The organism is Cognatundibacterium jejuense, from assembly GCF_014284255.1.
Taxonomy (GTDB): Bacteria; Pseudomonadota; Gammaproteobacteria; order Burkholderiales; family Burkholderiaceae_D; genus Undibacterium; species Undibacterium jejuense.
Genome location: NZ_JACOFV010000012.1, coordinates 14,189 through 26,892, shown reverse-complemented (window position 1 = coordinate 26,892; position 12,704 = coordinate 14,189). Strand labels below are relative to the sequence as shown.

The window sequence follows — 12,704 nt, the reverse complement described above, 5'->3', positions numbered from 1 at the left end:
CAAAAATATTGAAGCCAAATTAACTGACTTCTTCAGATTTTAATATATTAAACCACGCCAGATATCTTCGCATGCATAGATCGACAAAATCAATTTTTATTTTGCCCCACTATTTTTCCAGCTGGTCGGGGAAGTTCCTATCACCAGTTTAAACGCCCGTAAAAATCCAGCCTGACTAATATACCCGACTCGCTCAGCAACGAGTTTTAACGGAACACCTTCGCGTATCAGCGCCAGCGCCAGTGTGATGCGCCAGCGAGTCAGATAGTTGCCTGGTGAATCTCCTACTTCTTTCTTAAACGCCGAGGCAAAGCTGCTACGCGACATACCTGCGTGGCGCGCCAGCACCTCCAGAGACCAATCTCTGGTCGGTTCTGCATGAATCGCTGCCAGCACTCTACTGATCTGAGGGTGAAGCAAACTACGAAGCAATCCGGGTGTGCCATCTGGATTCGCCAAAACGATACGTAACACATCGATCAATAGCACTTCAAACAAGCGATCAAGTACTTCCTGGCGACCCGGTTTGGAGTCAAACGCTTCATTAAATAGTAATTCAAGCAGATTGCCTGCCCCTTTGAGAGAACTGAGCGGACATTCAAAACGTTCAGGCAATGCCAGCAATATCGGATTAAAGGTTTTGTGTTCAAAACGCATAGAGGCGCATACTAAATCCGCGCCGCGATGTGGATCAGGATGAAACCAATGTTGCATAGGCCGCGAATAAAACACCAACGTCGGTTCATTTAATGTGACGGCATAACCAGTTTCATCCTGCAATCGAGTACTACCGGCCTTCAGTAAATGCAGAAATCCAGTACCCATTTCATCAGTAAAAGTCACGTCATTGCACAGATTGCCAGAATAAAAGAGCTGCGCCTGCGCCTTAAAGTGGGCAAGTAATGGCGTGAGAGGGTCTTCAGTCATTTTGGACGATTCGCATGTTTTTTAATACTTTTGTTTAACAACCGTCTTTTAGTATAGCTTATTCTTTGTCCTGTCGCTCAAGCCGAGAGATAACTGACTAAAGGAAATCACCATGACATACATTACCTCTTTATCGATTGAACAAGCAGATCCAACTACTGCCGCTACGCTCGACGCAGTCAAAGCACAAATCGGGATGATTCCAAACTTATTTGCCACTTTGGCAAAATCACCGACTGCCTTAAATAGCCTGCTGGGACTAAACCAAACCATTGGTGCCGGTAGCTTATCTGCGAGCGAACGCGAAATCATTGCATTGGCAACTTCACAAGCAAATAGCTGCCAGTATTGTGTCAGTGCGCATAGTTTGCTGGGTAAAAATGCCGGATTGAATCCACAACAATTGATCGCTGCCCGCACGGCACAACCAGGTACAGACCGCGCTGCAGCCATCGCCAGCTTCACCAAGGCCTTAGTAGAACAACGTGGTCACGTCGCTATCGAAACACTCGATCAATTGAAAGCGAGTGGTTTGACCGAGGCAGATTTATTAGAAATTATCGCCAATGTGGTCGCTACGACGTTCACCAATTACACCAACAATGTCGCCCGAACAACGATCGATTTCCCGGTTGTTGGCCTGGAATTGGATGCTTAAGGCTTCCCGCATAAAGGCATTTTTAAATCTTTAGGAGCATCATCATGAACATGTTTAAACACGCAATACTTGCAGTAACCAGTCTGTTTGCTTTCTTGCTTTCAGCGCCCAGCTTTGCTGACAGCATCACCAATAATGTCGTCGGCGCTGGCGGATACGATTTGACTACCTATTTCAGTCAAGAAAAGCCGCAACGTGGCAACGGTCATCACCTGACTGAACTCAATGGCGTCACTTACTTATTCGCAACAGACGAAAACAAAAAAGTGTTTGAAGCTAATCCCGAGAAATTTTTACCTCAATACGGCGGTTATTGTTCGTTTGGTGTTTCAGTCAACAAAAAATTTGTTGCAGATCCAGAGCAGTTTGATATTGTGAACGGCAAACTGTATTTGAACCTGGATGCAAAAATTCGCTCATTGTGGCTACAAAACATGTCAGACCGTATCACTGATGCAGACAAAAATTGGAAAACTATTGCCAATAAAAAACCATCAGAACTGTGATCTGATCGTATGTTCATGGATGAATAGGCTGACATGCTTATTCATCCGTCTTTGCATCCACAATAGAAAAAACTCTTCATAGGGACGGCAACACCATGGCCACTATTCCGCTGACGCCGCTCGATAGCCTGTTAAAAGAAGTGCGTTCCTGTACCTTATGCAAAGAACATTTACCATGTGTTCCGCGCCCTGTTCTGCAAGCACATCAAGATGCAAAAATTTTGATTGCCGGACAAGCACCAGGTAACAAGGTACAGCGAACGGGCATACCGTTTGATGATGCGAGCGGTGAGCGCCTGCGCGAATGGATGGGTATAGACAAAGAAATTTTTTACGACGCAAAACGAATTGCGATTTTGCCTATGGGATTTTGCTTTCCAGGGACAGGCAAATCAGGCGACTTACCGCCGCGTAAAGAATGTGCGCCACAATGGCGCGAGCAAGTCTTGGCTCTGCTGCCGAAGATTGAACTGACGTTAGTGATAGGACAATATGCGATGGCATGGCATCTGCAAGATGACAGCAAAACCAATGTCACTCAACAGGTCTTAGATTGGAAGAAAAACTGGCCGCACTTATTACCACTGCCCCACCCAAGTCCACGAAATAATATCTGGCTCAAGCAAAACCCGTGGTTTAGTGAACAGGTATTGCCAGTCCTAAAAGAACAGGTCGCTCAAATTTTAAAAACATCATCGAGCGCCAGCTTTATTCGTGCAAAGTCTGAACGTGAACAGCGAAGTTCTTCACACAATATCTTTAAACAATAACTTCGCTAACCGCCTCGACCTGCTCAATCAAGCATTTCCAGATATTATTGGCAAGCAATCTGGACTACCGTGCTGCTACCCACCAAACCTGTAGCATTGCTCACCGTACACGTCTGACCGCTTGGTTGAACCGAAACCGTCACATTGTAAGAAGCGCCTACCGCAAGCGGGGTCGGGAAAATAAAACTGCCACCGCTACTTTTGTACGTGTCTGTGCCATTATTTTGCAAAGTCACGGTTTTTCCTGAAGCAAGACCAGTGACATTGCCGTACACATAATTGTTACTGGAAATGTTGATCGTGCAGTTGACTGCAATATTGGTGACGTTAGAGCTATTGAAGTTACTGATACTGCCAGCTCCATTGGTCACGGTACAAGTTTGATTGATAGGTTGCGTGCTCACAGTCACGTCATACGCCGCACCCGCTGACATTGTTTTAGCAAACGTAAAATTACCGTTAGTATTGACGGTTAATGAGTCTGTTCCGTTATTCAACAATGTAACCGAGGTGCTACCAGCAAGTCCGTTCACGGTACCACCTACGGTCCCTTCAAACGTGCCGCCACAGCCAGTTAATGAGCCTACTAAACCCATGATCATTACATTCACCAACGCGAATTTCAGGTTTTTCATATTCTTCTATTGCCTTTTCAAAATGAATGCTCTCGCAATGAGTATCGCACACGATGAGCTACATAATTTTATGTCTAGGTCAATGCCACGTTTGCGTTCTAGTAATTTTGAGCGTCATGATATCCAACATACTGTTCATTTTTACTGCGATTCAATACTAAAAATCAAGAAACAAACTGTTCGCAACTGTATTCAGATGTAGCCACACAAACGTTCCTTACCAGAAGACTCCTACATGGCGGCAGAGTTCCACATTGCTGTCAAAGATATGTCGTTATCATCAATTGAATCACACCCGGCGCGGCGTTAGCACATTCAAAATCAATTGAATTTGCTTGTCGCTGATCGTAGGTTCAGACTGAGAAGAAAAACCAATGAATGCCCAGTAAGTCCATTGTCCTAATGTCGCCGCTTCTTCTGCTTGCCAGCCTACGTCTCGAAGTAATTTGCTTAAGTAGTTGATCCTTTGCTCGTCGACCCTTGCCTGCACTTCTTTCACCAGGGGATGCGACATAGACCACGTGCGTATGGCTTTTGCCAAACGCAAATCAGACATGGACGCACCGGTAATCCAGCATTGTAATTTAGCATTGGCGTCTCCCGTCATGCTTTCTACAAAAGCGATTGCCTGTTGTGTGTCACTACGCTCCCATTCTTCTATCAAGGCACAATGATAATCATCGAGATTCTTGAAATGCCAATAAAAACTACCCTTGGTGACGCCTAATTCTTCGGCAATACTCATGATGCGCAAGCGCTCGGGGCCTTGCGTTGCAAGTAGCTGTAAGCCAGCATTCAGCCAGGTCTGACGGTTATTTTTTTCTTCCATTTTCTCACCATACCGAAAGGTATTGACAATTGCAAGCGTGGGTGCGAATATCACCATACCTAGCAGTATGGTAAAATTTCCCGGCGAAAATATTTTGCAGCAATGACATTTGCGACTATGCAAGCTGGGCTGGTGTTTTCACTCAAAAAGGATCACAACATGCTACAGCTGATCGCTCCCAATATCTGGCATATACAACATGCTTTTACCTCGAATGGTTTGCCAGTCTCGTCCCGGATGACTGTCATACGTTTATCAAACGGTAACCTGTGGCTGCATTCACCAGTCGCTTTGTCATCGACATTGAAGGCGGAGCTGGATGCCTTAGGCAAAGTAGAATTTATCGTTGCACCGAATAAATACCATCATTTGTTTGTTGGCGATTATCTCCATGCATATCCAGCCGCCCGTTTGTACGGCGCACCGGGCTTATCCAAAAAACGCCCTGACCTCAAAGGCATGCAGGAATTAAGCCCCCATATTGAACCTGAATGGCAAACTGATCTGGAACAAATTTTCTTTGCCGGCATCCCGGTGGGTAACGAAACAGTATGGTTTCATCGCGCCTCGGGTACATTGATACTGACGGACTTGTGCCAATGGTGGCAAGGTGATTTGAGTTTTTCTGCAGCAATGTACGCGTCACTGACTGGTGTGCGCAAGCAACTGGCGGTTCCTAAAACGATACGCTGGATGACCAAAGATAAGCCAGCCGCACGTGACTGCGCCAACAAAATTCTGGCATGGCCGATAGAGCGTATCGTGGTGGCACATAATGCGATTATCGAAAAAAATGCCCGCGCATCTCTGCAACAGGCATTGTCATGGTTTGAACATTAAACTGACGCTAGGTTAAACCTTGTACATCGACCTTACTTTCAATTCTGCGTTGAAGATGTCGATGTCATTGCAGAAGTATTCATGATAGAGCGACCGGGCGTTGCTTCGTTCGCTCGTACTGAAATTGCGGGAAAAAACTTCGCCCGCAAATTCATAAACGGCGTTTCGACCAGTCGATATAGCAACCAACCACCGACAATAGCGACGCCCATCACAATGCTGATACCAAGCGGTGCATTGCAATCGATATTCCAGGCTTTGAGTGGTGCGACCAACAGCTTAAAAATCGGCTTATGTGCAAGGTAAATCGCATACGACCACAAGGCCAGACGCTCTGCACCTGGCACACGAATTTTATACAACAGCGATGTAGTGCTGAGTGCTGCCAACGTCAATAAGGCAAAACTCCAGGACAGCATGCTAAAGCCAAACGTCATCAGATAAAAATTAAAACCATCGATATCCGTTTGGAAATTATTCAACATCAGATATGCCATGATAACGAAAGCAGTCGCTCCAAGCGCCAGTAACAGGTTCCCCTGGCGGGTGATTTTTTCATATAGCGCAGTATGATAATTCTTGAGCAAGGCAATGGCGACACCTGGCAATAATTCGTCAAAGCGAGCGAAACTGGAATAATAAATGCGTACCGCATAGTCCACGTCATTCATGGATTGTCGTCCATACTCTAACCACGAATAGCCTCTGAAGCTCATACCGGCAAGTATCGCAGCAATCAGAATTCCCCACGCAAGTTTGAGCGATTTTTTATACCCGGCAATCATCACCGCCACCAGCGGCAGAATCACATAAAATTGTTCTTCAACACACAGCGACCACGAATGAGAAAATGTCTCACCAAAATGCAGACCTATATTTTGCGTGAAACTTAAAAATCGCCATATCGGGGCGGTTGCAGATCCTGCTAACTCAGCCGAAAACACAAAATACAGCGCCAGCACCACATAGTAGTTAGGCAGCGTGCGCAATAAACGTCGCGCAAAAAACGTCTTCAGCGATAAACCTTCGCCCCGCGCAAATGCAGAAATTACCTGATTGCCAATGAGATATCCGCTCAGCACAAAGAATAAGTCCACACCCATCCAGCCAATATCAGTCAGGAACCCAAACGTGGGTTTGTGGCTGACCACCACACCATAATGCGACATCAGCACCAAAGAAATGGCTAATGCGCGCAACGTATCGAGACCATTGAGCCTACTTACGGCGTTAAGACTATTGTTCATTTTTATAATTTTAGAAAAACGGAGGGGGAAATGTTGCCCTAGATAACTGAAAGAGTAAGTGCGATAATGTAATGCTTTTCTGGCAAGCGTAGTAAAGAATTTGAAGCGTCTGGCTTCAAATTTATACTTTCATTTTCACACTAAAGATAGAGTTTGCTTACATTGTAAAGCAACGCAAGAGTAAGGCCCCCGGATAGACACTAGCATCACCATAAACATTACCTGATGATCAAAAAAAGAATCACCGGATTATTGCTCACTTTACCAAGTTTGATCGTGCCGGTACGTAACTCGTAAAATCCGCCGAAAATTAAAGCGATTCCAAATAAAGACTTAAGCAATGGAGAACGCAGCCGCGATTCATCTTCTGGATTAGTGGTAAATTTTTTAAAAAAATTTATTCATGTTAATGCTTTAAAGTGAACGCCTTAATTGCGTCGATAACCGCCTGCGGCTGATCCTTCTGTATATAGTGCCCGCTATGTCCTATTGCCTGTATATGGTCAACGCCAACCAGCGAAAGCCAATCGTTCTGGTGGCGCAAAGTCATTGTTGAAAAATCCCCCGACTCCTCCAACTTGAACTCGGTTCTGACCAGAACCCGTGCGGGAACAGTCAGTGCCTGCTCCAGATGCAGACGATCCATACACAGGTTACTCTCGTCTAATTCTCTTTTCTCGACTGCGCTGAACAAAGTATTGCGGATCACACGCATCACAGCAAATGAATTTGGAGCCTCGCTTTGCATGAGCTGCAAGTGCATTGGCAAAGTCGCATCAACCAAAACGATGCCAGCGACTTCATCCGGATACAACTTCGCAAACGCAAATTGATAAAGGCCGCCCAATGAATGGCCGACCAAGAGATAAGGGGGTTGAAATCCGGCTTCACGCAGTAATTTGCGCTCTTCCTCAGCAATAGTGCATGGGTCACGTGCACGATCCGTCGACTGACTTGCGCCATAACCGGGCCGGTCGTAGGCAAATACCCGATGGTCACGTGCTATCACAGGCAGAACTTGTTGCCAGACATGGCGATTGTCGCCGAGACCCGACTGAAATACTACGGTGGGAGCTCCTTGGCCGAGTGTCGTGTAAGACATGTCATTCAATTGAGATGAGTTGGCCTGATCGATATACAAGCCTGAACATCCCGTACTAGAAAGTATCAAGAAGACAGCAGCGATGCTTAAGGTGAAACGCCACATAAAGGTCGGTTTATGCATCGTATTTCCTTTCTGCGTTTTGTAAAAAAGTCAGCCAATTAAGAGGTGCCCTATCAAGACAAACCCTTGTCTAAGTTCGTTGCCGAACAGACGCCGCGAGGTCATTTGCGGAATCTGTAAACCAGAAAAAAAACTGAGGCACAACAGATGTCGGATATCAAAATCAAAAACTATTTTAACTCACGTTTGTGGTCGGAACGGTTTGGCTTTTTAGCGTTTTTTATCTCTTTATCGACACTTTACGGATGCGCTTCCTCCACCATTTCTACTCCTGAATCCGGACTTTCATTTGCAATACCAAGAACTTGGTCAGCGCCAACGGTGACGGGTAACGATACGTTGATGCAGTGGTGGCTAAAGTTTCATGATCCGCTACTTGACATGCTGGTGAGCCAATCGCTCAAAAACAATCTGACGATAAAAACCGCCCAGACGGCGCTGCGTCAGGCCTGGGCACAGCGTGACATTGCAGCAGCGGCACTACTGCCAACGCTGAATGGATCTGCTTCAGCGCAACGCAACAGATCAAATGGCATTGGTAGTAGCAATTTATTTCAAGTAGATGCCACAGGGAATTGGGTGCCAGATATTTTTGGCGCTGCACGCAGTGGCCGAAATGCCGCTGAAAATGCTGCGCTATCGAGTAATGCCAGTCTTGGTGACACGCAGGTAATGATTGCAGCCGAAGTGGGATTGACCTACATCAGCCTGCGCGACGCCCAGACCCGCTTTGCCATTGCACAAGAAAATCTGACGAATCAGGAAGAGACACTGCGCATTACACAATGGCGCCAGCAAGCTGGATTGGTGACGGCGCTTGAAGTGGAACAGGCACGTGCCGCTGTTGAGCAAACCAGAGCTACGCTGCCGTTATTACAAATAGCCATTTCACAGAACCAACATGCCTTGGCACTGTTGACCGGGCAGCCACCAGCAATGCTGGAAACCATATTATCGACAGTACAAGCGGTACCACAGGCGGACAGCGAGCTGCCGATTAATATACCTGCGGAAGTTTTGCGCCAACGCGCCGATATAAAAGCGGCTGAATACAATGTTTTAGCAGCCAGGGAACGTATCAATCAGGCAGAAGCAGCACACCTGCCTGGCTTTTCTCTGGGTGGCTCAATTGGTCTGAGTGCATTGAGTACTGGCATGCTTACAAATGGATCGTCGGTGATCAGTTCATTGATTGCCGGGGTAAGCCTACCAATCTTTGATGGTGGAGCAAGACGCGCTCAGGTAGCGCTCCAACAAGCCGTATCCGATCAGGCACAACTAGCGTATGAAACCGCCGTGCTGACTGCCCTGTCCGATGTAGAAAACGCCTTGCTTGCGTTAAACAACGACCAGCAGCGCCTGCGCAGTCTGGGCATTGCCAGCGAATCCGCCGCCAGTGCATCGCATCTGGCTAACCAGCGCTACAGCAGTGGGCTGGTTGATTTTCAGGTGGTATTGCAAACCGAGTTGACCCAACTCCTTACTCAGGATGCGTTTGCCAGCGCCAATGCGCTTGTCAGCAGTGATCAGATTCGACTTTACAAGGCACTCGGTGGTGGATGGCAAGCTAACAGTGAGAAGAATATTGTAAAAAACATGGCACCTGAAATACCAACAATAAATCAGTCTACCTTGATCGCAACGCCATGAAACCTTCCTTTCCAGTTATAAACCTGGCGCCGGATAATGCTCTGCTGTTAGCGGCGCCATCGACGAATAAAACCGCACCCGAAAAGGCATCGGGAAAGACTGTTCCAGTTGCACCTGAAGCACCTGATGCACCTGCTACCCCAACAGCATCAACGCCATCGCCTAAAGCGTCAGCGACGATAGATATCAACACGCTGCTTAACGAGCCGGGTTTAAAGCACTGGTATCTTCGTCCCTTGGTCTGGTCTGGCACATTGCTGGTGATCGTCATTGCAGGCATGATTTGGTGGTGGATGGCACGTAATGCGCAAAACGCGCTACCGGTCTACAACACCCAAGCAGCGACGCGTGGCAACATCACCTTGACCGTGACCGCCAACGGTACGCTACAACCTATTCGTTCAATTAACATCGGCAGCGAACTTTCTGGCACTGTGCTCAAGGTCAATGTTGATGTCAACGATATCGTTAAAAAGGGCGAAGTGCTGCTGGTGCTCGATCCGGCGAAACTGAATGACCAGATTTTGCGCTCCACTGCCACGCTGGATGCGGCGAAATCCAAAGTTGAACAGACTTCGGCCACGGTCAGAGAAGCCACAGCAAGTATGGCGCGGCTCAATGAGGTCGCCATCCTCTCGGCGGGTAAAGTGCCCTCCAAAGCCGAACTCGATACCGGCCGTGCAACGCTGGATCGCGCCAAAGCCGACGATCTCAGTGCGCAGGCGGGGGTGAACGATGCAAAAGCCGCACTATCAACGGATCAGATCACACTCTCCAAGGCCTCCATTAAAGCCCCTGCCGACGGCATCATACTGACTCGCACCGTCGATCCCGGCAATGCGGTAGCAGCCTCGCTACAAGCAGTCACCTTGTTCACATTAGCCGACGATCTGAGCAAACTACGTCTGTGGGTGTACGTTGATGAAGCCGACGTCGGCGCCGTCAAGGTCGGGCAGAATGCGACGTTCACCGTCAGCGCTTATCTGAGCCGTAAATTCCCGGCCAAAATCACCCGCGTTGGCTTTGGCTCAACCATTACCGATGCTGTTGTCACTTACCTCACATATCTTGATGTCGATAACACCGATATGAGTCTGCGCCCGGGAATGACGGCAACAGCTTCGATTATCGCCGCGCAGCGCAATAACGTGTTGCTGGTTCCAAACACGGCATTGCGCTTCATGCCAGGCACTGCGGCAAGCGCAACCAAACCTGGCATGGCGTCGAGTCTGATTCCACACATTCCAGGCAACACCAATCGCAAGTCAGCCGCGGCTGGTGCCAGCACGGCACTCGCCAAGCAATTATGGGTGCTGCGTGACAAAGTAGCAGTTGCTGTAGCGGTCACACCGGGCATCAGCGACGGTCATATGACCGAAATCACAGGCGGTGATTTGCAGGCGGGCATGCTGGTCATTACCGATCAAACTAGTACCAAAGCTAAATGAACAGTGCCACTCCCCTTATCAGTTTGCGTGGCGTGACCAAGCGCTACGGCAGTGGTGCGGCCGAATTGATGGCATTAAAGGGAATCGACCTCGATATTCAAGCAGGAGAATTTGTCGCCATCAGTGGCCCCAGTGGCTCTGGCAAATCGACTGTAATGAATATTCTGGGATGTCTCGATACACCAAGTAGCGGGCAGTATCTATTCAAAGGTGCCCATGTTGAAGCGCTGTCACGCGACCAGCGCGCGCGCCTGCGCCGCCAGTATCTTGGTTTTGTCTTTCAGGGATTTAATCTGCTTGCCCGCACGTCTGCGCAGGAAAACGTTGAACTACCGTTACTGTACCGTGGTGATAGCGCCAGCGTGCGCCGGGTTGCTGCAACGGTGGCGCTTCAGTCCGTTGGGCTCGGCGGTTGGGAAAGCCATACCCCATCCGAATTATCTGGTGGCCAACAACAACGCGTCGCCATCGCTCGCGCTATTGTCACCCAACCGGATGTGGTACTAGCAGACGAACCCACCGGTAATCTCGATACCCAGCGCAGCCATGAAATCATGGGATTGCTGATGGCACTCAACCGCGATCACGGCATTACGGTACTCATGGTAACGCACGAACCTGACATGGCAGCCTATGCCCGACGCATGGTGATGTTCGTTGATGGGCGCATCGCCAGGGATGAAATTAATCTGCATCCAGCGACAGCGGCACCACCATCCCTGAGTCCCAACGAAAGCACCTGATGCTGTTTTCCGTATTCATCCTCGCACTACGGTCGGTGCAGCGCAACTTACTGCGCTCGTTTCTGACTATTTTAGGTATCGTCATTGGCGTATCCGCCGTCATTACCATGGTGACGCTGGGTAATGGTGCGACACAAGCAATCAATACCCAAATATCCAGTCTGGGGGCGAATCTGTTGATTGTCAGCCCCGGTCAACGCGGGCCCGGTGGCGGTGGTTCGGGTGCAGGCAGTGCTGGTATTCCTCACTTTACGGATGCCGATGCAGACGCGATTGCCGCGCAGATCGGCGGTGTAGCACAAGTAGCGCCTTTAGGCCGTGCCAGCGTCACCGTCATTGCGAACGGCCGCAACTGGATTACCAGTGTATCTGGCAGCACCAATGAATGGTTTAAAACCGGCAACTGGACGCTGGCCAGCGGACGCGAATTCGATCCGGATGAACAACGCGCAGGGTCCGCCGTGTGCATCATCGGTGAAACAGTACGTCGCGAAATTTTTGGTGGCACGCCGGGCAAAACAGGCTTAGGAGAATTATTGCGTGTCAAACAATTTTCCTGCAACGTCATCGGCATTTTAGGTAGCAAGGGACAGAGCGGCATGGGTGATCAGGATGATACCGTCGTGGTGCCATTGAATACACTACAGCGCCGTGTAACAGGGTCACATCGGGTCGATATGTTGATGGTCTCCATGCAAGAAAACGCCGATAGCGCACCACTCAAAGCAAGCCTGCGTCAGCTCATGCGCGAGCGCCGGAAATTGGCTGAGCACGATGATGACAACTTTAATATTTTCGATACGCAACAGCTCGCCGAAACACTCTCCAGCACCATGGGTGTGCTGACCAGCCTGCTGGGTGCCGTGGCTGCAGTGAGTCTGTTGGTGGGTGGCATAGGAATTATGAACATCATGTTGGTCAGCGTCACCGAACGCACGCGTGAAATCGGCCTGCGGCTTGCAGTCGGTGCACTGGAAAAGGAAGTGCTTTTGCAGTTTCTGATTGAAGCCATGGTGCTATCGGCGCTCGGCGGCTTAGTGGGTGTCGTGATCGCCACTATCGCTTCGTATTTTTTGGCCGGGCTGATGAAGGTGCCTTACGCGTTCGATCCCACCATCAATCTGCTTTCATTGGTATTCTCAGCGGGCATTGGAATACTTTTCGGCTATTTTCCGGCACGCAATGCCGCTCGCATGGATCCTATCGTTGCACTACGACATGAATAA

At 48.7% G+C, this 12,704-nt stretch carries 13 protein-coding genes; 8 read left to right on the top strand and 5 right to left on the bottom strand.

The features are described 5' to 3' along the window. Positions 1-96: 96 nt before the first annotated feature. Positions 97-927 carry an AraC family transcriptional regulator gene (locus tag H8K32_RS13220; protein WP_186913018.1) on the bottom strand — a complete coding sequence of 277 codons (831 nt, stop codon included), beginning with the start codon at positions 925-927 and terminating at the stop codon, positions 97-99. Positions 928-1,039: 112 nt separating this feature from the next. Here H8K32_RS13220 and H8K32_RS13215 point away from each other — a divergent pair, with 112 nt between their 5' ends. The 3 genes from H8K32_RS13215 (at position 1,040) to H8K32_RS13205 (ending at position 2,861) form a co-directional block, all read left to right on the top strand. Beyond that, positions 1,040-1,585, top strand: coding sequence for a carboxymuconolactone decarboxylase family protein (locus H8K32_RS13215; protein WP_186913017.1), 546 nt, complete (start codon positions 1,040-1,042; stop codon positions 1,583-1,585). Between the two features lie 44 nt (positions 1,586-1,629). Then, complete coding sequence (locus H8K32_RS13210) at positions 1,630-2,091, top strand: YHS domain-containing (seleno)protein (protein ID WP_186913016.1); 462 nt, start codon at positions 1,630-1,632, stop codon at positions 2,089-2,091. A gap of 95 nt (positions 2,092-2,186) precedes the next feature. Further along, positions 2,187-2,861, top strand: coding sequence for a uracil-DNA glycosylase family protein (locus tag H8K32_RS13205; RefSeq protein WP_186913015.1), 675 nt, complete (start codon positions 2,187-2,189; stop codon positions 2,859-2,861). 44 nt (positions 2,862-2,905) lie between these two features. On the opposite strand, the gene H8K32_RS13200 is transcribed toward H8K32_RS13205, so the two are convergent. After that, positions 2,906-3,496 carry a hypothetical protein gene (locus H8K32_RS13200; protein WP_186913014.1) on the bottom strand — a complete coding sequence of 197 codons (591 nt, stop codon included), beginning with the start codon at positions 3,494-3,496 and terminating at the stop codon, positions 2,906-2,908. Between the two features lie 289 nt (positions 3,497-3,785). Next, positions 3,786-4,325, bottom strand: a complete 540-nt coding sequence (locus H8K32_RS13195; protein ID WP_186913013.1) for a TetR/AcrR family transcriptional regulator — start codon at positions 4,323-4,325, stop codon at positions 3,786-3,788. 159 nt (positions 4,326-4,484) lie between these two features. On the opposite strand from H8K32_RS13195, the gene H8K32_RS13190 reads away from it, so the two are divergent. After that, a complete protein-coding gene (locus H8K32_RS13190; RefSeq protein ID WP_186913012.1) occupies positions 4,485-5,165 on the top strand; it encodes a DUF4336 domain-containing protein in 681 nt (226 codons plus the stop codon). A 38-nt stretch (positions 5,166-5,203) separates the two neighbouring features. On the opposite strand, the gene H8K32_RS13185 is transcribed toward H8K32_RS13190, so the two are convergent. Next, positions 5,204-6,412, bottom strand: coding sequence for an acyltransferase family protein (locus H8K32_RS13185; RefSeq protein WP_186913011.1), 1,209 nt, complete (start codon positions 6,410-6,412; stop codon positions 5,204-5,206). 406 nt (positions 6,413-6,818) lie between these two features. Then, on the bottom strand, positions 6,819-7,637 hold the full coding sequence (locus tag H8K32_RS13180) for an alpha/beta fold hydrolase (RefSeq protein ID WP_186913010.1): 819 nt from the start codon (positions 7,635-7,637) through the stop codon (positions 6,819-6,821). A 147-nt stretch (positions 7,638-7,784) separates the two neighbouring features. On the opposite strand from H8K32_RS13180, the gene H8K32_RS13175 reads away from it, so the two are divergent. The 4 genes from H8K32_RS13175 to H8K32_RS13160 are packed head-to-tail and all read left to right on the top strand — an operon-like array spanning position 7,785 to position 12,704. Further along, positions 7,785-9,287 carry an efflux transporter outer membrane subunit gene (locus H8K32_RS13175; RefSeq protein WP_186913009.1) on the top strand — a complete coding sequence of 501 codons (1,503 nt, stop codon included), beginning with the start codon at positions 7,785-7,787 and terminating at the stop codon, positions 9,285-9,287. After that, complete coding sequence (locus tag H8K32_RS13170; RefSeq protein WP_186913008.1) at positions 9,284-10,735, top strand: efflux RND transporter periplasmic adaptor subunit; 1,452 nt, start codon at positions 9,284-9,286, stop codon at positions 10,733-10,735. Before H8K32_RS13175 ends, H8K32_RS13170 begins: the two co-directional genes overlap by 4 nt. Continuing rightward, on the top strand, positions 10,732-11,478 hold the full coding sequence (locus H8K32_RS13165) for an ABC transporter ATP-binding protein (protein WP_186913007.1): 747 nt from the start codon (positions 10,732-10,734) through the stop codon (positions 11,476-11,478). Before H8K32_RS13170 ends, H8K32_RS13165 begins: the two co-directional genes overlap by 4 nt. Then, positions 11,478-12,704, top strand: a complete 1,227-nt coding sequence (locus H8K32_RS13160; protein ID WP_186913006.1) for an ABC transporter permease — start codon at positions 11,478-11,480, stop codon at positions 12,702-12,704. Before H8K32_RS13165 ends, H8K32_RS13160 begins: the two co-directional genes overlap by 1 nt.